Raw genomic sequence first — 22,562 nt, 5'->3', positions numbered from 1 at the left:
GGGGCGCTATCGTTGGCGGCGGACCCCGTCCCAGGAGAACCCGAGGAGACCGCGTGAGCACGACGCCCGATGCCCAGCTGCCGACGACCGTCGCCGACGCGGCGAAGCTGCTGGGGCAGGCCATCAGCCAGGTGCAGCGCGTCATCGTCGGCCAGGAACACATGGTGCAGCAGCTGATGGTGGCGCTGCTCGCCAAGGGGCACTGCCTGTTGGAGGGCGTGCCGGGCGTCGCGAAGACGCTGGCGGTGCGGTCGTTCGCGACAGTGGTCGGCGGCGACTTCGCGCGTATCCAGTTCACCCCGGACCTCGTGCCCTCCGACATCGTCGGCACGCGCATCTACTCCGCGTCGGCCGAGTCCTTCGAGATCGAGCTCGGCCCGGTCTTCGTGAACTTCGTGCTTGCCGACGAGATCAACCGCGCCCCCGCAAAGGTGCAGTCCGCGATGCTCGAGCTCATGGCGGAGAAGCAGGTCTCGATCGGCGGCAAGACCTATCCGGCGCCCAAGCCGTTCATCGTGATCGCGACCCAGAACCCCGTCGAGTCCGAGGGCGTCTACCCGCTGCCCGAGGCGCAGCGCGACCGCTTCCTCGTGAAGGTCGACGTGCCCTACCCGCGCGGCAACGAGGAGCTCGAGATCCTGCGCCGGATGAGCGTTTCGCCGCCGGAAGCCAACCGCGTGCTCGACCCCGTCGTCGTGCGGCACCTGCAGGACATGGCAAGCAACGTGTTCGTGCACAACCTCGTCGCCGAGTACATCGTGCGCCTCGTGCTCGCGTCCCGCACCCCGGCCGACTTCGGCATGCCCGACCTGACCGGCGTCATCCAGATCGGCTGCTCGCCACGCGCCACGCTGGGCCTCGTCGCCGCGGCCCGTGCCCTCGCGCTGATCAACGGCCGCGACTACGTGCTGCCCACCGACGTCCAGGCCGTGGCAAAGGACGTGATGGCGCACCGCATCGTCCTGGGCTTCGACGCCGTCGCCGACAACGTGCTCACCACCGACGTCGTCGACCGCATCCTCGCGATGGTGCCCGCGCCCACGCCCGTGTGGAACCAGGAGCAGCGCCAGGCGAGCCACGGCCAGCACGCGCACCAGCCCGGTCGCGGCTAGGTCAGATGGCCCAGCCCGGATTCACCTACGACGGCCCCCCGAAGGGGCCGCCGTTGGCGATGCCTGGGCCCGAGGGGGCCGAATGGTCGGTGCTGCGCGAGCCGAAGGGTCCGACGGTGCCCCTCAACAAGCTCGCCCCCGAGGCCGCGCTCCGACGACTCGAGCTCACCATCGTCCGGCGCCTCGAAGGCTTCCTCCACGGCGATCACCTCGGCCTCCTGCCCGGCCCCGGCTCGGACACCAACGACGCGCGCGTCTACCAGCCCGGCCAGGACGACGTCCGCCGCATGGACTGGGCCGTCACCGCCCGCACGACCGTGCCGCACGTCCGCGACACCATGGCGGACCGCGAGCTGGAGGTCTGGGCGCTGCTCGACGTCACGCCGTCGATGAACTGGGGGACCGAGGGCATAACGAAGCGCGACCTCGGCATCGCCGCCATCGCCACCATCGGCTTCCTGAGCCAGAAGATGGGCGACCGCTTCGGCGGCATGCTGATGCTTCCCGACAAGGTCAAGCGCTTCCCCGCGCGCTCCGGCCGCACCGCGCTGTACGGGCTGCTGCGCAAGATGCTGACCGAGCCCATCGTCCCGGACCACGCGCCCGGCACGCTCGAGCTCGCGGACGGCATCGAGCAGCTCACCCGCTCGCAGCGCCGTCGCGGCATGCGCGTCGTCGTGTCCGACTTCCTGACCGCAGGCGACGCCGAACTCGACCCGGACGTCCCACCCCCGTGGGAGCGCGCGATCCGCAGGCTCGCCGTGCGCAACCAGGTGCTGTGCGTCGAGGTCATCGACCGGCACGAACTCGATTTCCCGGACGTCGGCGAGATGCTCATCCGAGACCCGGAAACCTCCTTCTCCCGCTACGTGAACACCTCCGACGACGCCGCGCGCCGCCGGATGGACGCGGCCACGCGCGCCCAACGGGAGCGGATCAAGATCGCGCTGCGTCGCGCCGGAGCGGGCCACATCCAGCTCCGCACCGACCGCGACTGGGTCGCCGACATCGCCCGCTTCGTCCTCAACTACCGCCGCGTCGCCGGCATGCTGCACCAGCCTCCGCAGGGGGTGAGCAAGTGATGTCCTGGTGGCCGGAGTTCGAAAACCCCGAGCGGCTGTGGACGCTGGTCCTCCTGCCGGTGCTGATCATCGCCTACATCATCCTGCTGCGGTTGAAGGGCAGGATCGCGCTGCGCTACACCAACACGGGCGTGCTGGGCCGCGTCGTCGGGGCGCAGCGACGGTGGACGCGGCACCTGTTCGTCGCGATGTCGCTGGCGTCGCTGATCGCGCTCGGCCTCGCCTACGCGAACCCGCTGGGAAGCGAGAAGGAGCCGCGCGAGCGGGCCACCGTCGTCGTTGTCGTCGACACGTCGCTTTCCATGTCCGCGGTCGACGTCGAGCCCAACCGCCTGGCCGCGGCCAAGTCGGCGGCGCTGGCGTTCCTCCGAGCGCTGCCCAGCACGTTCAACGTGGCGGTGGTCGGCATGTCCGGCAACCCGACCATCGCGATCCCGCCGACGACCGACCGCGGCGCCACCGAGCGGGCGCTCGAGGCGTTGCAACTGGAGAACGGGACCGCGATCGGCGACGCGCTGACTGCTGCGATGAAGGCCGTCGATCAGGCGCCGAAGGGCGACGACGACGAGGAGGCGCCCGCGATGATCGTGCTGCTCTCCGACGGCACGAACACCGAGGGCCCGGCGCCGTCGGCCGCGTCGAAGGTGGCCCGCGAGCGCGGCATCCCCGTCTTCACCATCGCGTACGGCACAGACAACGGGTTCGTCGACGTCGACGGCCGCCGCGAGAACGTGGCCCCGGACCGGGAGACGCTGCGGCAGATCGCGACGACGACCGGAGCGGAGGCAGTGTCGGCCGACGACATCTCCTCGCTCGACGACGCCTACAAGAAGGTCGGCTCGGTGATCGGCTACGAGACCGTGCGAAAGCCGATCACGGCGACCTACGCCGCGGTCGCGCTCGGCTTCGCCGTCGTCGCCGCGCTCGGCGCCGTTTTCATGGCCGCGAGGTGGCCGCGGTGATCCCCCTCGCGCTCGAGTTCATGATCCCCAACCGGCTCTGGGCGCTGGCGATCATCCCCATCATCGCGGTGCTCTACGTCGTGCTCTCCGGGCGTACGGTCCACCGCCCCATGAGCTCGCGCCTGCGGCTGGTCGTCCCCAGGGACGCCGCGTGGAAGCGCCACGGGGCCGTGCTGCTTGCCTTGCTGAGCCTGGCCTCGCTGATCGTGGCATGGGCCATCCCGATGGACCTGGTCGACAAGCCGCGCGACCGCGCGACGGTGGTCGTCGCCATCGACGTGTCCTGGTCGATGGAGGCCCAGGACGTCGACCCCGACCGCCTCACCGCGGCGCAGTCGTCGGCCAAGACGTTCATCAACTCGTTGCCGGAGCGCTTCAACGTGGCGCTCGTGACGTTCGCGGGCACCGCGCAGGTCGTGGTGCCCCCGACGGTGGACCGCGGCGTGATCGACCGCGCCGTCGACGCGCTGGAGCTCGCGCCGTCGACCGCGGTCGGCGAGGGCGTCTACAAGAGCCTCGACGCGCTGCTCCTGACCCCGCCGGATCTGAGCGGCGACGACGAGCCCGCCCCGGGAGCCGTCGTGCTGCTGTCCGACGGCGCCACCAACATCGGCCGCTCATCCGCGGGCGCCGCGGAGAAGGCGAAGAGTCAGGGCGTGCCGGTCTACACGATCGCGTACGGCACGGACAACGGCTTCGTCGTCCAGGACGGCCAGCGTCAGCGCGTTGCGGTCGACCACTACGAGCTGAGCGAGATCGCCAGGCTGAGCGGCGGCAAGAAGTACGCCGCCGAATCGAGCGGCCAGCTCACGGACGTCTACCAGGCGATCCGGCGCTCGGTCGGCACCGAGCAGGTGCCCGACGAGATCACGGACCGCTACGCCGGCCTGGCCATCATCTTCGCCGTCCTCGCCGCCCTGGGCGTCATCTCGCTGGGCGCGCGCTGGCCCTAACTGATCTCGAGCCTCGGCACGTCGGGGCTCGCGGGGAGGCCGAGGACCTGTTCCAGGAACGACACCTGGGCCTCGAGAGCGCGGCGGCGGGTCGCCATCGCTCGGAAGCCGTGGCCCTCGCCCTCGAGCATGACCAGCGCCACGGGCAGGCCGGCGGCACGGACGGCGTCGGCCATCTGCACGGCCTGGTTGGGCGGCACCACCTTGTCCTCGGTGCCTTGCAGGATCAGCATCGGGGTGGCGAGCTTGTCGAGGTGGTTGATGGGGGAGCGGTCCTCGTAGACGGCGCGGCCCTCCGGCCAGGGCGCGACGAGGCCGTCGAGGTAGCGCGACTCCGCCTTATGCGTGTCCGTGGCCAGCGTCGTGAGGTCGCCGATGCCGTAGCGCGACACGCCTGCGGCGTAGACGTCGGTGGAGGTCAACGAGCGCAAGGTCGTGTATCCGCCGGCGCTGCCGCCGGTGATCGCCACGCGGGCGGGATCGGCGAGGCCGGACGCGGTGACGGCGCGGACCGCGGCGACGGTGTCGCTGACGTCGAGGATGCCCCAGTTCTCCCGCAGCCGGTCGCGGTAGGCGCGCCCGAATCCGGTCGAGCCCGAGTAGTTGACGTCGAGGACGGCGAACCCGCGCGAGACCCAGAACTGCACGGTGGCGTCGTACAGGCAGCGCGCCATTGCCGTCGGCCCGCCGTGGGTGAGGACGATCAGCGGCGGGTTGTCGGTGGCGGGGCGGTAGAGCCACGAATGCACGGGACCGGCGGCGCCGTCGGCCCAGATGGCCTCGGGGAGCGCGGCGCCGGGATCTCCGACGGTAGGCCCGGCGAGGACGTCGGGTTCCGGCTCGGGCGCGTCGAGACGCGCGACGTCGCCGGGCTCGTCGGGCAGGGGGACCCGGACCAGCGTCGCGTCGCGGTCGAGCCACTGGGCGACGGCATACAGGCGGTTGCCGGCGGCGGCCACCGACTCGATGTCCGCAGTGCCCGGCAGCGGGAAGTCGAGCGCGCCGGAGTCCGGCGACCAGAGCCCCAGCTCGCCGCGCCCCTCGCGATAGACGACGGTGGCGACGCGGCCGTCCGGCAGGCCCACCGCGGTGGCGGGATTCAGCACCCAGGTGGGCGGCGCGCAGTCGACGGCCGCCTCCTGGACGGGGCCGTCGTCGATCCGCCAGTTCCACCAGCCACCCTCGTCGGACACGAAGGCGAACCGACCGTCGGGCAGCCAGATGGGGTCGTTCGCCGCAACGCCGTCGGCTCGGTAGACGGGCGCGGCGGCTTCAGAGCCGTCAACGGTTCCGGCCCAGACCGCGCAGGTATCCCAGCTCATGTTCGGGTGGTCCCACTGCATCCATGCCACACGGTTGCCGTTTGTCACCACGCCCGCGTAGAAGTCGGCTCCGCTCGCAACCACGCGCCCGCCATCGTTCCTTGAGCCAGGCGCGTCGACGACGTCGACCGCGACTGCGTCGAAAAGTCCCGGATCCAGCGTCAACGCGACGATTTCCGTCCGCGCCTCCGGTGTGGCGTCGTGGTCCTCGCGCACCGCGAGCAGCACGTCGTCGGCGAGGCACAGCCCGCCGTAGACGAACCGGGTGCCGGCGGGCGTCACGGGACGTTCCCCGTGCGCGTCGCGGACCCAGACCTGTTTCGTCACATCGTCGCACCAGGCCAGCCGAGCGCCGTCGACGGCATACGCGCCGCCGCCGTATTCCATGGCGCGCGAGCGCACGTTCGCGGCCGGGGTCAGGTCCTCGGCGACGCCATCGATGAGTCGGCGCACCGTCGTCCTGCCATCTTCGGCGGCGATGGTCGCCAGCCAGTAGACGTCGTCGCCGACGGCGCGCACCTGCGCGATCGCGTCGGGGTAGTGCAGGACGGAGTCGAGGGAGCGTGCCATGGGGACAGCCTATGGCCACAGCTGGTTGAGCTGGCCCCGGCGCTTCGCGCGGGTGACCGGCCAACCACCGGGGAGTGGCACAACCAGCAGTCATCCGCCCGAGAAGTACGGCAGCCCTATTCGGCAAGGTTACGCTTGCCTAACAGGCTGGTTGGCCTGGGACTTGGGGATTCGTCGAAGGGGAGGTGAGGCGGAGTGCGTCGCGTCCTCGTCGTCGACGACCATGTCGTCGTCTCCGAACTCATCGCCAAGGCAGTCACGGCGGAGCCCGACCTGGAATGCGTCGGGGTCGCCGACGACGTCGGCTCCGCGCTCGCCAAGGCTGCTGCCCTGCGGCCGGACACGGTGCTGTTGGACGCGCAGCTGCCCTCGGGCGACGGCGTGGAACTCGTGACGACGCTGCGCGAGATCCTCCCCGAACTGCGGGTACTCCTGCTGACCGCCCGGCCGCGACCGGACCGCGAACGCGCGGCGTTCGAGGCGGGCGCCGTCGGCTACCTGGGCAAGGACGGCCGACTGTCCGACCTCCTGGCTGCGCTGCGCAACGCGTCCCCGGCTGAGCCTGCCCGCGACCCACAGCTGGCCCGCAGGGGAAGGGAAATGTCGGCCAGGGGACTTTCGCGCCGCGAGACGCAGGTGCTGGAGTTGCTGGCAGAGGGACATCACGTCCAGGACATCGCCCGCGCACTCGGGCTGAGTCCCTTCACGGCGCGCGATCACGTGAAGGCGTTGCTCGCGAAACTCGGCGCCCGGTCGCAACTCGAGGCGGTGGCGATCGCGGCCAGGGACGGCCTCGTGCGCGTCGGCGGTTCGTGACGAGATGAGCCGCCGACCCCTGTGGCAGTTCCTCGTCTCGACCTTCGTCGTTCTCCTCGCCGTGACGGGGGCCAGCACGGCCGCGGCATGGTGGGCGGCCCGGCATGAGGCCGAGCACGAGGCGCGGGCGGCATCCCGCTACTTCAGCGAGGCGGTGATCACCTCGCTGCGCGTCGACGAGTTGGAGCACCCGACGTCGCCGGCGGTGCAGGACCGGCTGGACCGCACGGTTGCCGCGCTCCTTGCCGACGGCACGGTCTACCGGATCAAGATCTGGCGCATCGTGGAGCCGGGGACCGCGCGGCTCGTCTACTCGGACCTCGCCGCGATCGACGGCATCGAGGTGCCGATCAACCCGGCGCTGGCGAGAGCGCTGGAGACGTGGCAACCGGTGGTCGTGCCGGTTCCCGACGATGAGGCCCACCGCACGGAGCAGCGCGGCGACGCCGACGCCGACGCCGTCTACCAGCCGTTCCGCGACGAGGACGGAAACCTGGCGGCGCTGGAGCTGTACCTCGTGTCGACGCTCAACCAGCGGGTGCTCGAGCTGGTGGCCGGCTCGCTGCCCTTGGCCGTCGGCGGCCCTGTGCTGCTGATGGCGCTGACGCTGCCGCTGGCCTTGCGTCTTGCCCGCAACCACGCCCGCGCGGAGGCGCGGAGGAGGAAGCTGGCAGAGGAGATGCTGGCCTCCTCTCAGACGGAGCGCCGGCGGCTCGCGCGCCTTCTGCACGACGGTCCCATCCAGGAGCTCGCCGTGCTCGGCATGACGCTGGAGCACGACGGGCAGGAGGCCGCGGAACAGGTGCGGGACCAGGTGTCGCGCATGCGAGGCCTCCTCGACGATCTCGATCCGCTCTCCGTAGAGGAGGGTGACCTCGGTGAGGCGCTGCGTTCGGTCGCGGCATCGCTGCCCGGCCATGCGGCCACCGTCGATGTCAGGGGGGACGGCCTGGTCGAACTGAAGGGACCGACCCGGACCCTCGTGTACCAGTGCGCGACCGAGCTTCTCCGTAACGCCCTCATCCACTCCGGCGCCCGCCTCGTGACGGTCGACCTGAGCGACGTCGGCGAGTCCGTCGAGGTTCGCGTGTCCGACGACGGTGTCGGCTTCGACCCGAGGGGGAAGCCGGAGGGTCATCACGGCCTCCGCCTGGTGCGATGGGCGCTGGACGGTGCCGGTGGAACCCTCGACATCGAGAGCGGCGAAGCCGGCACGACCGCGACCTTCCGGGTCCCCCGAGCGTAGGACGGCGTTCACAGGGAACACACAGCGGTCCCACACTGGCCGCACCGGTCGGACCGATTGACTCCTTCTCAGATCACTCGACGAGAAGGAATGAACCACCATGACAACGATCCAGCTGGCCCTCATCGGCCTCGACCTCGCGGCCGTCGCCGTTCTCGCCTTCGCGTTGTACTACCGCAGGCACCACCGGAGGGATCTCCTCGTTGCGTTCCTCGGCGTCAACGTCGGCGTGCTGGCGGTGACCATCGTGCTCGCCGGGTCCGCCGTTGGCACCGGCCTCGGACTCGGGTTGTTCGGCGTGTTGTCGATCATCCGGCTGAGGTCGTCCGAGATCGGGCAACGGGAGGTCGCCTACTACTTCTCGGCGCTGGCCATCGGGCTCATCGCGGGCCTTCCGCACACGGCGCTCACCGTGCCGACGATGCTCATCGGCCTCGTCCTCCTCGTGATGTTCGCCGCGGACCACCCGAAGCTGCTGAGCCGCAGCCGCGCGCAGCTCGTGCGCCTGGACCGGGCCATCATGGACGAGAGGGAGCTGTGCCGAGAGGCCGAAGCGAGGCTGGGGCTGCCGGTCACCGCGCTGGACGTCAAGGAGGTCAACCTCGTCAACGACACAACCCTCGTCGAGGTGCGCTACACGAGGCCCCGCGTTTCCACGCTGCCGGTGGCGCTGAGGCGGGCCGCCTGATGGGGGCGCTGGCTCCGCTGGGGCGTTTCCGGCCCATCGGTCTCGACGACCTCGTCGCCCAGGCGGAGATGCTCACCCGCATCGACCGCAAGTACCTGCTCACGCCCGCGCAGGCGGAGGAGTTCCTGCTCCGCCTCGATCCCTCGACGGAGGCCCTCCAGATCGACGGCGCGCTGGCCGCCCGCTACGAGACCGTCTACTTCGACACCGCGGACTGGATCAGCTTCCGGATGAGCGCCCACCAGCGCCGGGTGAGGATGAAGGTCCGCACGCGCACTTACGTCGACTCCGGCGCCACCTTCCTGGAGGTGAAGTCGTGCGGGGCGTCCGGCGTGACCGTGAAGGAGCGCATCCCGTACGACGGCGGCCGTGACCGGCTGACCCTCGACGCCCGGGCCTACCTGGCCGACGCCGCGACGCGCCTCGGCCTGGGCGGCGGCCTGGCCTACGAACTTTTTCTCGTCATCCGCACCACCTACGACCGCAGCACGCTCCTGGCACCCGGGGGTGCCGGTCGTGTCACCGTCGACACGGACCTCGCGTGGAGCCTGCCGGACGGGGCGACCCTCGACCTGCCGGGACTCGCCATCGTCGAGACGAAGTCGCTCAGCGCGACATCGGTCACCGATCGTCTCCTCTGGCGCGCGGGCCACCGCCCCGTCTCCGTCAGCAAGTTCGCCACGGGGCTCGCCGCCCTCCGACCGGACCTACCTCGCAACCGTTGGGCACGGATCCTCCGCGGCGCATTCGCGGCGCGGAGTCCCGAGCTCATGAGGGCCTCCTGAACCAGGTGGCGAACAGCGGACGTATGTGGGCCAGGGCCCGACGTGGCTGGGGTGGTGTCGGCTGGGAAGCCCTGGCAGAATGGGCCGCACTTCTGGACAAGCGGATCGCAGGGGAAGGCAATCCGGCCGAACCAGGAGGTACAACCCATGACTGCATCCACGACGCGTGGCGTGATCCTCGTCCACTCCGCGTCGGCAGCGCTGTGCCCGCACATCGAGTGGGCGATCGGCTCGGTTCTCGGCGCCGCCGCCGGCCTGACCTGGTCCGCGCAGCCGGCCGAGCCCGGCACCCGGCGCGCCGAATGGTCCTGGACGGGAGCGGCAGGCACCGGTGCTGCGTTGGCGTCCGCGCTCACGCGGCTCTCGGCGCTGAGGTTTGAGGTCACCGAGGAGCCGACGGCGTCGTCAGACGGCCAGCGCTACTGCTACACGCCCACGTTGGGCGCGTTCGCCGCGGTCGTCGGCGTCCACGGCGACGTGCTCGTCCCGGAGGACAGGCTGCGGCACGCGATCGCCACCGACGCCCTCGGTGGCGAGCCGATCCGTCGCGCGCTGGAGCGCCTGATGGGCGCGCCCTGGGACGAGGAACTCGACGTCTTCCGCTACGCGAGCGAGAACGCGCCCGTCCGCTGGCTGCACAGGGTCGGTTAGCGGCTCACGTTCGCGTTCGTCACCGCGATGGCGACGTTCGAGCCGCCGAAGCCGAAGGAGTTGTTCAGGGCCGCGAGGTCGCCGTCCTTCAGCTGACGAGGCGCGTTGGCGGCGACGTCGATCGGGAGGCCGGGCTCGAGGTTCTCGATGTTGATCGTCGGCGGAACCAGACGGTTCTTCAGCGCCATGACGGTCGCGAACGTCTCGACGGCACCCGCGGCACCGAGCAGGTGGCCCGTCATCGACTTGGTAGATGTCACCACCACGTTGTCGACGGCGTCGCTGAGCGCGGCGGCGATCGAACCCGCCTCCGTGACGTCGCCCTGCGGCGTCGATGTGCCGTGCGCGTTCACGTGGGAGATGTCCGACGGCGTCAGCCCGGCGGAGCGCAGCGCCTTGATCATCGCCTGCGCTTGGCCGCGGCCGGTGGGCTCAGGCTGAACGATGTCGTGGTTGTCATTGCTGATCCCGGCGCCGGCGAGCGTGCCGTAGATCTTCGCACCGCGCGCCTGCGCGTGCTCCAGAGACTCGATCACCATGATCACCGAGCCCTCGCCGAGCACGAACCCGTCGCGGCCGGTGTCCCACGGACGCGAGGCGTGCTCGGGGTCGTCGTTGCGGCGGCTGAGCGCCTGCATCTGCGCGAACGCGTTGATGGGCAGCGGATGGATGACTCCCTCGGTGCCGCCGACGACCGCGATGTCGCAGCGGTCGAGCTGGATCTGGTCGTAGGCCAGCGAGATGGCCTCATTGGCCGATGCGCAGGCGCTGACCGGGGCGTGCACGGCGGCGGCGGCGCCGAACGTGAGGCCGAGGTTCGCGGCGGGCGCGTTCGACATCAGCATGGGGATGGTGAAGGGCGACACGCGGCGCAGACCCTTCTCCTTCTGCACATCCCACTGCCCGAGCAGGGTGTGCAGGCCGCCGATGCCCGTGCCGACGCTGACCAGCAGACGGTACGGATCGACGGTGTTGTCCTCGCCCAGGCCGAGCCCGGCGTCGGTCCAGGCCTCGAGGCCCGCGGCGAGCGCGAGCTGGGAGCTGCGGTCGAGCCGGCGCGCCGCGACGCGATCCAGGCGCTCGACGGGATCACCGGCAGCCTCCGCGGCGAAGGTGACGGGCAGGTCCGCTGCCCACGGCTGCTGCAGCGTGTGCACGCCGCTCTTGCCTGCCAGCATGGCCTCCCAGGTGCTGGGGGCATCGGTGCCGAGCGGGGTGAACGCGCCGAATCCGGTGATGACGACGGTGCGAGACATGTGGGCTCCTGTGGGCGGGTCTATTGGTTTCGACACGGGCCGGCGCTTCGCGCGGGGCCCGGCTCAACCAGCGGTGGTTCGGTGCCGGCTTAACCAGCAATGGCGATGGTCCGGCAGTGGCGGGGCTCCCGGTCCGCAACCAAGGCGGACCGGGAGCTCACGCGGCGGCTAGGAGCCGGCGCGCTCGATGTAGGCGACGGCGTCGCCGACGGTCTTCAGGTTCTTCGCGTCCTCGTCGGGGATCGACACCTCGAACTTGTCCTCGCAGGCGTAGATGATCTCGACCATCGACAGCGAGTCGACGCCCAGATCGTCGACGAAGGACTTGTCCAGCTGGACGTCGTCGGCGGAGACGCCGGCAATGTCGTTGACGATCTCGGCGAGGTCGGCGCGAATCTCTTCGGTGCTTGCCATGAGAGTTTCCTTTCGGTTGTGGGTGGTGGTTGGCGTCGGTCAGGGCAGGGTAAGGGTCTGGCCGGCGAACACGAGTCCGGCGCCGAAACCGATGATCAATGCACTGTCACCGCTCTTGGCCTGCCCGGATTCGAGCAGAGCCTCCATCGCCAGCGGGATCGAAGCCGCCGACGAATTGCCCATGTGGATGATGTCGCGGGCGACCACGACATCCTCGGGCAGCTTGAGGTGGCGCAACATCGAATCGGTGATCCGGTTGTTGGCCTGGTGGGGGATGAAGCAGTCGAGCTCATCCGGGGTGAGGCCGGACGCCTCGAGCGTCTCGACGGCCTTCTGCACGATGGACGTGGTGGCCCACTTGAAGACCTCGCGGCCGTCCATGTGGATGTGCGCGCCGACCTCCGGGTCGACACCGCGCCAGTCGTCGATCTCGATGACGCGCGCGCCCTCCGGCTTGGATCCCCATACCGTCGGGCCGATCGCCGGGACGTCGGAGGCGCCGACGATGACCGCACCCGCGCCGTCGGAGAAGAGGAACGCCGTGGAACGGTCGTTGATGTCGACGTAGCGCGAGAGGACCTCGACGCCGAGCACGAGCACGTTGGTCGCCGAGCCGGCGCGGACCATGCCCTCGGCGACGCCGATGCCGTAGCAGAACCCGGCGCACGCGGCGGAGACGTCGAATGCGGCGGGGGCGGTGAGGCCGAGCTTCTCGGCGATGATGCAGGCCAGCGACGGCGTCTGCTGGTAGTGCGAGACGGTCGACACGATGATTCCGTCGATGTCGGAGGGCTGGAGCCCCGCCCGCTCGATGGCCTTGGTCGCCGCCTCGACGCCGAGGGTCTCCGCGTCCTCGCCGTCGGCGACCCACCGGCGCTCGGTGATGCCGGTGCGCTGCTCGATCCACTCAGGGGTGGACTCGATCATCGTGCACATTTCCTCGTTGGTGACGACCCGGCTGCCGCGGGCTCCGCCGACGGAGAGAAGCCGCGCGTACTGTGCTCCGGTGGACGACTGCAACGGCATGCCTACTCGCTTTCGGTGACGGAGTGGGCGGCGACGAATGCGCGCGCCTCCTCCAGCTGGTCGGGGGTGTTGAGGTTGAACAGTTCGACGCCCTTGAGGTTGCGCTGGGCGATCTTCGTGAGCGTGCCCGCGGGGGCGAGTTCGAGCATGCCGGTGACGCCGAGGTCGGCCAGCGTCGCCATGCAGAGGTCCCAGCGCACGGGGTTGGCGACCTGGTTGATCATGCGGGTGAGTGCATCCTGCCCGTCCGTGACGACGGCGCCGTCGGCGTTGGAAAGCAACGGGGCCTGGGGCGCGGAGGTGGCGACCCCGTCGGCGACGGCGGTGAGGTGCGCGACAGCAGGCGCCATGTGGACGGTGTGGAACGCGCCGGCGACGCTGAGCGGCACGAGCCGGGCGCGGCGCGGGGGGTTCTCGGCGAATGCGGCGAGCTGTTCGACGGTGCCGGCCGCGACGATCTGGCCCGCGCCGTTGTTGTTGGCGGGTGTAAGGCCCGCGGCGTCGATGGCCGCGAGGATCTCCTCGGGCACACCGGCCAGCACGGCGGTCATGGATGTCGGGCGGATCGCCGAGGCCTCGGCCATGGCCCGGCCGCGCTCGCGGACGAGCACGAGGGCGTCACCGTCTGAGATGGTCCCGGCGAGCGCCATGGCTGCGAGTTCGCCGACGGAGTGGCCGGCGAATGCGCCGACCCGGGCGACGTCGTCGCCCAGCAGCGCGCGTCCCGTGAGCAGCGCGGCGGCGACGAGGAGGGGCTGCGCGATGGCGGTGTCGCGGATGGTCTCGGCGTCGGCCTCGGTGCCGTAGTGCGCGAGGTCGATCTCGCAGACATCCGACAGCTCGGCGAGGCGCTCAGCCAGGGCTGCGTCCTCCAGCCAGGGGGCGAGGAAACCGGGCGTTTGGGCGCCCTGACCGGGCGCGACAATAGCTAGCACGAGGTATACCTTGCCCGGTCCTGGGCGGTCGTGTGGGCAGAAACGCCACGAAATAGTGCGAAGGGCCTTTGTGGGAACCCCACAATGACATCCGCGGCGGGGCCGGAGTCCTCGCGGAACCGTTTGTGCGGAGCCCTGAAATACATGGGTGTAGTTCAGAAACGGACGCGACGTTTGAGACGTCGCTCGCTCCTCCTCAACAAACGGTGGCTGGCCCGGGAGCGTCGTCAGTCCTGCAGCCGACCCAGCGTGATCGCCATTCGCAGCACGTACGCCTCGCGGGCGTCGGCCGGGTTGTAGCCGGTGACGTCCTGGATGCGGCGGAGGCGGTAGCGGACGGTGTTGGGATGCACGAACAGCGCGCGGGCCGTCGCCTCCATCGACGAGCCGCAGTCGAGGAAGCCGACGCAGGTCTCCAGGAGTTCCTTGCTCGTCGCGAGCGCGGAGTAGACGTCTCCCGCGAGCGTCCGGCGGGCGTGGCCGTCGCCGGCGAGCGCGCGTTCCGGCAACAGATCCGCCGATGGCAGCGTGCGCGGCCCCTCCGGCCAGGCCTTCGCGGCGCGGTACCCGGAGGCGGCGGCGCGCGCCGACTTATGCGCCCCGGCAAGGCCCTCAACGGTGGGCCCGACGACGATCGGCCCGTCGGCGAAGAACTCACCCAGCTGGGAGACGCGCTCGCAGGTCTCCACCTCGCCGTCGCCGACGCCCGGGCCGCCGAGGATGCAGACGAGCCGGTCACCCTGGGGCGCGGCGAGCACTTCGAGGTCGAGCTTCGCCGCGGCGCGGCGCAGGCCGTCGACGTGGTGCGACTGGGGTGCGCCGCCGATGGCGACGACCACCTTCGAGTCGGCTCGCCATCCCAACGTCGAGGCGCGCGACAGCACGGACTCGTCGGCCTCGGCGCGCACGACGGCATCGACGATGGTGGCCTCGATCCGGGAGTCCCACGCCCCGCGGGCCTCGGCGGCCTTCGCGTAGATGGCGGCCGCGGCGAAGGCGATCTCGCGCGAGTAGTGGACGATGCCCAGTTGCAGGGGCTGGCGGTCGCCGCGGGGGAGCAGGTGTTGGATCTGCTCCTCGACGACCTCCGTCGTCGTGCGCACGAGGTCGACCGTCTGTTGCAGCGAGATGCGGCGGGCCATCGCGCGCGGGGCGGCGTCGAACACGGACTCAGGCGTGAACTCCTCGCCCGCGAACCAGGTGGCGAAACCGTCGATGCCTGCGCGGGCCAGCACGCTGATCCAGGAGCGCGACTCGGCGTCCAACTGCCCGAACCACGCATGCCGCTCCGTCATGGCGGCGAGCGTCGCGGTGTTCATCGGCGACGTGGCGGCGCGCAGCCGCTTGATCAGTCCGGCGCGTGCGCGCGCGGAGGCGATCAAGGCCGGGGCCGTGCCTGGGCGTGGGTCCATTTCGCCAGCGTATCGCCCTGCCCGGGGCGGGTGCGGCGGTTTAGGCTGGACCCATGAGCCCCCGCCCTGCCGACGACCTGGTCTCGTGTCTGCGCGGCGATCTGCACGCCCACACCACCTGGTCCGACGGCGGCGCCTCCCTTGTCGACATGGCCGCCGAGGCCGAGCGACTTGGCCGCGACTACGTCGCCATCACGGACCACTCGCCGCGGCTCCGGGTGGCATACGGGCTGAGCAGGGAGCGGCTGCTCGCCCAATGGGCGGAGATCGAGCGCGTCCAGGAGGAGGGGGATATCCGGATCCTGCGCGGCATCGAGGTCGACATCCTCGGCGACGGCGCGCTCGACCAGGCCGACGACCTGCTCTCGCGGCTGGACGTCGTCGTGGCTTCGGTGCATTCGGACCTGAACGGATCGGCGGACGCGATGACCGCGCGCATGGTGCGTGCGGTCTCCAACCCGCACACGACGGTGCTCGGCCACTGCACCGGGCGGCGGCGCAGGGAGGACGGGACGTGGCGCGCGCAGTCGCGGTTCGACGCCGAGGTGGTGTTCGCGGCGTGCGCGATGTTCGGGGTCGCCGTCGAGATCAACGCGCGGCCGGACCGTGCGGACCCGCCGCTGGAGCTCCTCATGCTGGCCAACGAGGTGGGCTGCCTCTTCAGCATCGACTCGGATGCGCACACCACCCGGCAGCTGGTGAACCTCGGCCTTGGTGCCGCCCGCGCCGCCGAGGCGGGCATCGCCGCGGACCGGATCATCACGACGTGGCCCGTCGCCGATGTGCTCACGCACGCCGCGCGGCACCGGGAGCGCGTCGTCGGCTGAAGCGGAAATAAACGCACCGTTGCGGGCATGGTTTTGACGGTAGGGTGGGCGAAAATCGCGAGCTGGCGAATGGGGCGGCGCGCAGAGCAGGGAGAGGAATCACTGTGAGCCAAAACGAGGTTGGGCCGATTCTCAATGGGCTGCCGACGAACTTGCCGGACATCGATCCGTCAGAGACCGCGGAGTGGCTGGAGTCGCTCGACGGCGTGATCGAGGAGGGCGGCCGCAACCGCGCCCGATACGTCATGCTGAAGCTTCTCGAGCGGGCTCGCGAGCGTCAGATTGGCGTCCCTTCGCTGACCGGCACGGACTACGTCAACACCATCCCCGTCGACAAGGAGCCCGCGTTCCCGGGCGACGAGAACCTCGAGCGCGGCATTCGCCGCCTGCTGCGCTGGAACGCGGCCATCATGGTGCACCGCGCACAGCGTCCCGGCGTCGGCGTCGGCGGCCACATCGCGTCCTTCGCGTCGTCGGCGACGCTGTACGAGGTGGGCTTCAACCACTTCTTCCGCGGCAAGGACCACCCCGGCGGCGGCGATCAGATCTTCTTCCAGGGCCACGCCTCACCGGGCATGTACGCCCGCGCGTTCCTCGAGGGTCGCCTCGACGAGAACGACCTCGACGGCTTCCGCCAGGAGCACTCGCACTACGTCGACGGCGAGCTGCGCGCGCTGCCGAGCTACCCGCATCCGCGACAGAAGCCGGACTTCTGGGAGTTCCCGACGGTATCGATGGGCCTCGGCCCCATGAACGCCATCTACCAGGCGCAGTTCAACCGGTACCTGCACAACCGCGGCATCAAGGACACCTCACAGCAGCACGTGTGGGCGTTCCTCGGCGACGGCGAGATGGACGAGCCCGAGTCGCGCGGCGCGCTCCAACTGGCCGCCAACGACGAGCTCGACAACCTGACCTTCGTCATCAACTGCAACCTGCAGCGCCTCGACGGCCCGGTCCGCGGCAACGGCAAGATCATGCAGGAGCTCGAGGCGTTCTTCCGCGGCGCCGGCTGGAACGTGATCAAGGTCGTCTGGGGCCGCGGCTGGGATCCGCTGCTCGCCAACGACACCGACGGCGCGCTGCTGAACCTGATGAACTCCACGACCGACGGCGACTACCAGACCTTCAAGGCCAACGACGGCGCCTACGTCCGTGACTTCTTCTTCGGCCGCGACCCGCGCACCGCCGCCATGGTCAAGGACTGGAGCGACGACGAGATCTGGCGTCTGACCCGCGGCGGCCACGACTTCACAAAGGTGTACTCGGCGTACAAGGCTGCGATGGAGTTCACCGGCGCGCCGACCGTGATCCTCGCCCACACCATCAAGGGCTACTTCCTCGGCAAGCACTTCGCGGGCCGCAACGCGACCCACCAGATGAAGAAGCTGGCGCTCGACGACCTCAAGGGCTTCCGCGACCGCGTCGACGTGCCGGTCACCGACGAGCAGCTCGAGGCCAACCCCTACCAGCCCCCCTACATCCACCCCGGCCAGGACGATCCGCGGATCAAGTACCTGCAGGAGCGTCGTCGGGAGCTGGGCGGCTATCTGCCCGAGCGCCGCGGCGACCGGAAGTTCATCTCGCTGCCCCCGGACAAGACCTACGACTCGATGCGCAAGGGTTCCGGCAACCAGCAGATCGCCACAACGATGGCTTTCGTGCGCCTGCTGAAGGACCTCATGCGCGACAAGCAGTTCGCCCCGCGCGTCGTCCCGATCATCCCCGACGAGGCCCGCACGTTCGGCATCGACGCGTTCTTCCCGACGATCAAGATCTACAACCCGCACGGGCAGAACTACACCCCGGTCGACAACGAGCTGTTCCTCAGCTACCGCGAGTCGAAGCAGGGGCAGATCCTGCACACGGGCATCAACGAGGGCGGCTCGATCGCGGCCTTCACCGCCGTCGGCTCCTCGTATGCCACGCACGGCGAGCCCATGGTCCCGATCTACGTGTTCTACTCGATGTTCGGCTTCCAGCGCACCGGCGACGGCGCCTGGGCCGCCGCCGACCAGCTGGCGCGCGGCTTCATGATCGGCGCCACCGCGGGCCGCACGACGCTGACGGGCGAGGGCCTGCAGCACATGGACGGCCACTCGCCGATCCTCGCGTCCACCAATACCGCCGTCGTCAGCTACGACCCGGCCTACGGCTACGAGATCGCGCACATCGTCAAGGACGGCCTGCGCCGCATGTACGGCGAGAACCCCGAGGATCTCATCTACTACCTCACGGTCTACAACGAGCCGATCGTCCAGCCGGCAGAGCCGGAGGGCGTCGAGGTCGAGGGCATCCTCCGCGGCATGTACCTCGTCAAGCCGGGCTCCCTCGACGGGGTGGGCGAGGACGCGCGCCGCGCGCAGATCCTCGCGTCTGGCGTCGGGCTCGCCTGGGCCATCGAGGCTCAGGAGCTGCTGAAGGAGGACTACGGGGTGGTCGCCGACGTCTGGAGCGTCACCTCGTGGGGCGAGCTGCGCCGCGAGGGCCTCGAGCTGGAGAAGAAGCGCTTCCACGATCCGTTCGGCGCGCAGGAGCCGATCTGGGTACAGCAGAAGCTGGAGGGAGCCCCCGGCCCGGTTGTCGCTGTGTCCGACTACATGCGTGCTGTCCCCGACCAGATCCGCGAGTGGGTCCCGGGCGACTACACGGTGCTCGGCGCAGACGGCTTCGGCTTCTCCGACACCCGCGCCGCGGCGCGCCGCTACTTCAACATCGACGGCCCCTCGGTCGCCGTGGCGGTGCTGCAGCAGCTCGCCCGCGCGGGAGAGGTGCCGCAGGAATGGGCCACGGAGGCGGCCGCGAAGTACCGCCTCGACGACGTGACCGCAGGCAGCAGCGGCAGCGTGGGCGGCGACGCCTGACGACGGCGTCCTGATCCGACACGGAGCCCCCGGCGCGTCCTCGCCGGGGGCTCCGCGCTGTCCAGCGTGGGGGCGACGCTGACAGCGGGGGCGCAATCTGGCAGTCTTGGGGCGTGGACAACGCAGAAGGCAAGGACCGCGCCGTCGATTCGCTGTCAGGAGCTGACCTGCTCGGATTCGAGATGGGCATGCTGGTCCAGGAGCTGGGCTGGGACGAAGACGTCGATGCGGACCTACGCGACGACATCATGGACACCATCGACGCGGAGATGGTGGAGGAGCCGCTGGAGGCCGTGGATGCGGTGGTGCTCTGGTGGCGCGAGGAGGACGGCGACGTCGCCGACGGCCTCGTGGACGCGATGACAGACCTGGCGCCCACCGGGCAGATCTGGCTGCTGACGCCCAAAGTGGGGCGTTCCGGCTTCATCGCACCGGCGTCGATCTCCGAGGGCGTCACCGTCGCGGGACTCTCGCTGACGAACACCGTCAACGTGGCCGCCGACTGGCAGGCCACCCGAGTCGTCCGACCGAAGGGTAACCGCCGATGACCATCCGAATCGGAGTCATGACTTCGGGCGGCGACGCCCAAGGCATGAATGCCGCGGTGCGAGCCATCGTGCGCGCCGGGATCCACGAGGGTGCTGAGGTGTACGCGATTCGGGAGGGGTGGCACGGCGCCATCTCCGGCGGCGAGTACATCACGCATATGGGCTGGAGCTCGGTGTCCGGCATCCTGAACAAGGGCGGCACCGTCATCGGCACGGCGCGGTCGGCTGAGTTCCGCACACCTGAGGGACGCAGGACCGCCGTCGAGAACCTCATAAAGGTCGGGATCGACCGGCTGATCGTGATCGGCGGCGACGGTTCCCTCTCGGGTTCTCGCGCGCTCAGCCTCGAGTGGGACGAGCACATCGCGCAGCTGCGCGACGAGGGCCGGATCACGCCCGAGCAGGCGGACGCGCACCCGCGGCTGCACATCGTCGGCCTCGTCGGCTCGATCGACAACGACATGATCGGCACCGACATGACGATCGGCACCGACTCGGCGATGCACCGCATCACCGAGGCGATCGACGCCATCAGCTCGACGGCGGAGTCACACCGCCGGACCTTCGTCGTCGAGGTCATGGGCCGCAACTGTGGCTACCTGGCGCTCATGACGGCCATCGCCGGCGGCGCCGACTACACCTTCCTCCCCGAGTCGCCGCCGCGCGACGGCTGGGAGGACCGCATGGCCGACATCCTGGCCCGTGGCCGCGCGGCGGGCCGCCGCGACTCGATCCTCATCGTCGCCGAGGGCGCGAAGGACCGCCAGGGCGAGCAGATCACGGCCCAGCGCATCAAGGACGTGCTGCGCGAGCGCACCGGGGAGGATGCAAGGATCACGATCCTCGGCCACGTGCAGCGCGGCGGCACGCCGTCGGCCTACGACCGCTGGATGGCGACGGCGTGCGGAGTCGAGGCCGTGCGCCAGGTGCTGGTGGCCTCCGCGGACACCGAGCCGGTGCTCGTCGGGATGCGTCGCGACAACGTGGCGACTACCGGTCTGCTGAAGGCCGTCGAGGACACACGCGGCATCGTGGAACTCATCGCCAATGGCGACTACCAGTCCGCCGTCGAGGCGCGCGGCCGCGGCTTCACGGGCATGATCGAGGTCTACCGGATCCTCAACGGCGCCAGCCCTTCGGCGCGCGTGCCGGAGGGCGCGAAGCGGATCGCCATCATGCACGCGGGCGCGCTCGCCCCGGGCATGAACCCGCTGGCGCGCGTGGCCGTGCGCTCCGGGCTTGACCGCGGCCACCAGATGTTCGCCGTGATCGGTGGTGTGCCGGGGCTCGTCGCGGGCGACCTGCGCGAGGTCGGCTGGGCCGACGTCGAGGGCCTCGCGCACGCGGGCGGCGCCGCATTCGGGACCCGCCGCTCGGTGCCCACGGAGATGGAGCTCTACAAGATCGCGCGCACGCTCGAGGACCACAGGATCGACGCGCTGCTGGTCATGGGCGGCTACCACGCGTATGCGACGGTGGACCTCATGGAGCGCGAGCGCCGGCGCTACCCGGGGTTCAACATCCCGGTCGCGGTGCTCCCCGCCAGCATCGACAACAACCTGCCGGGCTGGCCGATGGCCGTCGGCTCGGACACCGCGCTCAACACCGTCGTGCGGGCCATCGACATGGTGCGCATGTCGGCCTCGGCGAGCAAGCGCGCGTTCGTGGTCGAGACGATGGGTCGTGGCTGCGGCTTCCTGCCCCTGGTCGGCGGGCTCGCCGCGGGCGCGGAGAAGGCATACACCCCGGAAACGGGAATCACCCTCGAGGAGTTGACCCGCGACGTCGAGGCGCTGGTCGACGCCTTCGCGTCCGGCCGCTCGTTCTATCTCACCGTGATGGGCGAGGACACCAGCGAGTTCTACACCAGCGACGTCCTCGCCAAGCTGTTCGAGGCCGAGGGTAAGGGCACGTACTCGGTGCGCCAAGCGATCGTCGGCCACGTGCAGCAAGGTGGCACGCCGACGCCGTTCGACCGCGTCAATGCCACACGCCTCGCCTATCAGGCGATCGTCAACCTCCATGACCAGCTCGCGGCTGGAACGTCGGACTATGTGGCGGCGTCCAGCGACTCCCCGAATCTGATGGCCCCGCTGCGCATCGTGCTGGAGGACATGGACTGGGAGAACCAGCGGCCGAAGCACCAGTGGTGGAGGTCGCTGCGCCCCGTGTTCGATCAGCTCAGCCGCAGGCCGGGCCAGGAGTAGTCTCGGGCCGACGGCGCGTCGCCCGACCGACTATGGGGTGGCGCAGCGCGTGATCTCGACGTCGAAGCTCGAGGCCGCGGAGCAGAGCATCTGCTCCAGCGCCTCCTCCGTGGAGGCCGCGTCGGGCAGCGCCGTCGGTACCGTTGCGCGGAACACCAGCGCGTGGTCGTCCGCGGCACGGCGGAGCACGCTGAATGTGACGGTGTTGCTCACCTTGTCACTGGAGCGCTCGCCGCTGAAGGAGCAGACGACGCCCTCGGCGTCGGCAGCAACCTCGATCGTGGCCGGTGCAGAGTCCTCGACGTCCGTGTAGGAGCCGGTGAGGTCTGCGACAAGGGCGGTGCAGGTCTCCTCCAGAGACGCGGCGACCGATGTCAGGGTCACCGCCTGGACGCGAGCGTCGGTGGCGTCCTCACGGAGTCTGACCAGCCGACGCCCGTCCTGCACCAGCTCGTCGTCCTGGACGGACCAGCCGTCGTAGACGGTGAGCGTCGCGTCGTTGAGCTGCAGCACCTCGCTGGTGGCCAGCGGGGTGACGGTGGGAGACGCGGACGTCGACGGCGAGGCCGAGGGCAGGGGAGAGCCGGTGCCCGACGGGGGTGCCGGCTCGGGGCGCCCGCCAAAGACCACGAAGGCGATGACGATGGCCGCGACGATCAGCACGGCGAGCCCGCCGAGCAGCAGCGGCGCACGGCGCCCGCGGAGGGTCGAGTGGGGCTCCTCGAGTACGTGGCGGGGCCCGGAGACCACGGCGACCGGGTCGTCGACCCTGCCGCGTCGCGGACGCGCGAGCGACGCCGGGAGGGGCCCCTCGGGCGGCTCGTCTGGTGACGCCGCGCGCCTGCCAACAGCCTGAGACATGACCGCCCCCTTCCCTGATGCGAGT

Annotated in this window: 20 protein-coding genes; 13 read left to right on the top strand and 7 right to left on the bottom strand. The window is 70.3% G+C overall.

Annotation, left to right across the window (positions count from 1 at the left end; translation table 11 throughout):
• Nucleotides 1-53 precede the first annotated feature (53 nt).
• The 4 genes from IPJ61_RS05195 to IPJ61_RS05180 are packed head-to-tail and all read left to right on the top strand — an operon-like array spanning nucleotide 54 to nucleotide 4,109.
• The gene (locus tag IPJ61_RS05195) at nucleotides 54-1,112 is read left to right on the top strand and encodes an AAA family ATPase (protein ID WP_297103836.1); all 1,059 of its coding nucleotides are present in this window, start codon (nucleotides 54-56) and stop codon (nucleotides 1,110-1,112) included.
• Between the two features lie 59 nt (nucleotides 1,113-1,171).
• Nucleotides 1,172-2,194, top strand: a complete 1,023-nt coding sequence (locus tag IPJ61_RS05190; RefSeq protein WP_297105537.1) for a DUF58 domain-containing protein — start codon at nucleotides 1,172-1,174, stop codon at nucleotides 2,192-2,194.
• Nucleotides 2,194-3,156, top strand: coding sequence for a VWA domain-containing protein (locus tag IPJ61_RS05185; RefSeq protein WP_297103835.1), 963 nt, complete (start codon nucleotides 2,194-2,196; stop codon nucleotides 3,154-3,156). The genes IPJ61_RS05190 and IPJ61_RS05185 overlap by 1 nt, the downstream gene beginning before the upstream one ends.
• A gap of 20 nt (nucleotides 3,157-3,176) precedes the next feature.
• Nucleotides 3,177-4,109, top strand: a complete 933-nt coding sequence (locus tag IPJ61_RS05180) for a VWA domain-containing protein (protein ID WP_297105534.1) — start codon at nucleotides 3,177-3,179, stop codon at nucleotides 4,107-4,109.
• Here the strand turns inward: IPJ61_RS05180 and IPJ61_RS05175 are convergent.
• The gene (locus IPJ61_RS05175; RefSeq protein ID WP_297103833.1) at nucleotides 4,106-6,001 is read right to left on the bottom strand and encodes a S9 family peptidase; all 1,896 of its coding nucleotides are present in this window, start codon (nucleotides 5,999-6,001) and stop codon (nucleotides 4,106-4,108) included. The genes IPJ61_RS05180 and IPJ61_RS05175 overlap by 4 nt on opposite strands.
• Nucleotides 6,002-6,196: 195 nt before the next feature.
• On the opposite strand from IPJ61_RS05175, the gene IPJ61_RS05170 reads away from it, so the two are divergent.
• The 5 genes from IPJ61_RS05170 (at nucleotide 6,197) to IPJ61_RS05150 (ending at nucleotide 10,187) form a co-directional block, all read left to right on the top strand.
• Nucleotides 6,197-6,817 (top strand): response regulator, encoded by a 621-nt coding sequence (locus IPJ61_RS05170; RefSeq protein ID WP_297103831.1) that lies wholly within the window; start codon nucleotides 6,197-6,199, stop codon nucleotides 6,815-6,817.
• 4 nt (nucleotides 6,818-6,821) lie between these two features.
• Nucleotides 6,822-8,063 (top strand): sensor histidine kinase, encoded by a 1,242-nt coding sequence (locus IPJ61_RS05165; protein WP_297103829.1) that lies wholly within the window; start codon nucleotides 6,822-6,824, stop codon nucleotides 8,061-8,063.
• 100 nt (nucleotides 8,064-8,163) lie between these two features.
• A complete protein-coding gene (locus IPJ61_RS05160; RefSeq protein WP_297103826.1) occupies nucleotides 8,164-8,751 on the top strand; it encodes a DUF4956 domain-containing protein in 588 nt (195 codons plus the stop codon).
• Nucleotides 8,751-9,536 carry a polyphosphate polymerase domain-containing protein gene (locus IPJ61_RS05155; protein ID WP_297103825.1) on the top strand — a complete coding sequence of 262 codons (786 nt, stop codon included), beginning with the start codon at nucleotides 8,751-8,753 and terminating at the stop codon, nucleotides 9,534-9,536. The genes IPJ61_RS05160 and IPJ61_RS05155 overlap by 1 nt, the downstream gene beginning before the upstream one ends.
• A gap of 147 nt (nucleotides 9,537-9,683) precedes the next feature.
• Nucleotides 9,684-10,187 (top strand): DUF3145 family protein, encoded by a 504-nt coding sequence (locus IPJ61_RS05150; protein WP_297103824.1) that lies wholly within the window; start codon nucleotides 9,684-9,686, stop codon nucleotides 10,185-10,187.
• Here IPJ61_RS05150 and IPJ61_RS05145 read toward each other — a convergent pair.
• From IPJ61_RS05145 to IPJ61_RS05125, 5 genes are all read right to left on the bottom strand, one after another.
• The gene (locus IPJ61_RS05145; RefSeq protein WP_297103823.1) at nucleotides 10,184-11,443 is read right to left on the bottom strand and encodes a beta-ketoacyl-[acyl-carrier-protein] synthase family protein; all 1,260 of its coding nucleotides are present in this window, start codon (nucleotides 11,441-11,443) and stop codon (nucleotides 10,184-10,186) included. The genes IPJ61_RS05150 and IPJ61_RS05145 overlap by 4 nt on opposite strands.
• A gap of 168 nt (nucleotides 11,444-11,611) precedes the next feature.
• Entirely contained in the window at nucleotides 11,612-11,857 is a 246-nt protein-coding gene (locus IPJ61_RS05140) for an acyl carrier protein (RefSeq protein ID WP_297103821.1), read from the bottom strand.
• Nucleotides 11,858-11,896: 39 nt separating this feature from the next.
• Nucleotides 11,897-12,883 (bottom strand): beta-ketoacyl-ACP synthase III, encoded by a 987-nt coding sequence (locus IPJ61_RS05135; RefSeq protein ID WP_297103818.1) that lies wholly within the window; start codon nucleotides 12,881-12,883, stop codon nucleotides 11,897-11,899.
• 2 nt (nucleotides 12,884-12,885) lie between these two features.
• Complete coding sequence (locus tag IPJ61_RS05130; RefSeq protein ID WP_297103816.1) at nucleotides 12,886-13,818, bottom strand: ACP S-malonyltransferase; 933 nt, start codon at nucleotides 13,816-13,818, stop codon at nucleotides 12,886-12,888.
• A gap of 227 nt (nucleotides 13,819-14,045) precedes the next feature.
• A complete protein-coding gene (locus IPJ61_RS05125; protein WP_459251263.1) occupies nucleotides 14,046-15,137 on the bottom strand; it encodes a PucR family transcriptional regulator in 1,092 nt (363 codons plus the stop codon).
• A gap of 146 nt (nucleotides 15,138-15,283) precedes the next feature.
• Between IPJ61_RS05125 and IPJ61_RS05120 the strand changes: the two genes are divergently transcribed.
• The 4 genes from IPJ61_RS05120 (at nucleotide 15,284) to IPJ61_RS05105 (ending at nucleotide 21,676) form a co-directional block, all read left to right on the top strand.
• Complete coding sequence (locus IPJ61_RS05120) at nucleotides 15,284-16,057, top strand: PHP domain-containing protein (RefSeq protein ID WP_297103812.1); 774 nt, start codon at nucleotides 15,284-15,286, stop codon at nucleotides 16,055-16,057.
• A gap of 104 nt (nucleotides 16,058-16,161) precedes the next feature.
• Entirely contained in the window at nucleotides 16,162-18,921 is a 2,760-nt protein-coding gene (gene aceE, locus IPJ61_RS05115; protein ID WP_366505255.1) for a pyruvate dehydrogenase (acetyl-transferring), homodimeric type, read from the top strand.
• Nucleotides 18,922-19,034: 113 nt separating this feature from the next.
• Complete coding sequence (locus IPJ61_RS05110; protein WP_297103810.1) at nucleotides 19,035-19,469, top strand: DUF3052 domain-containing protein; 435 nt, start codon at nucleotides 19,035-19,037, stop codon at nucleotides 19,467-19,469.
• Entirely contained in the window at nucleotides 19,466-21,676 is a 2,211-nt protein-coding gene (locus IPJ61_RS05105; protein WP_297103808.1) for a 6-phosphofructokinase, read from the top strand. The genes IPJ61_RS05110 and IPJ61_RS05105 overlap by 4 nt, the downstream gene beginning before the upstream one ends.
• A 30-nt stretch (nucleotides 21,677-21,706) precedes the next feature.
• On the opposite strand, the gene IPJ61_RS05100 is transcribed toward IPJ61_RS05105, so the two are convergent.
• On the bottom strand, nucleotides 21,707-22,537 hold the full coding sequence (locus IPJ61_RS05100) for a hypothetical protein (RefSeq protein ID WP_297103806.1): 831 nt from the start codon (nucleotides 22,535-22,537) through the stop codon (nucleotides 21,707-21,709).
• Nucleotides 22,538-22,562: the final 25 nt, after the last annotated feature.

The organism is Tessaracoccus sp. (assembly GCF_016714275.1).
In the GTDB taxonomy this organism is placed as follows: domain Bacteria; phylum Actinomycetota; class Actinomycetes; order Propionibacteriales; family Propionibacteriaceae; genus Arachnia.
This window is presented reverse-complemented; position numbering and strand designations above follow the sequence as displayed.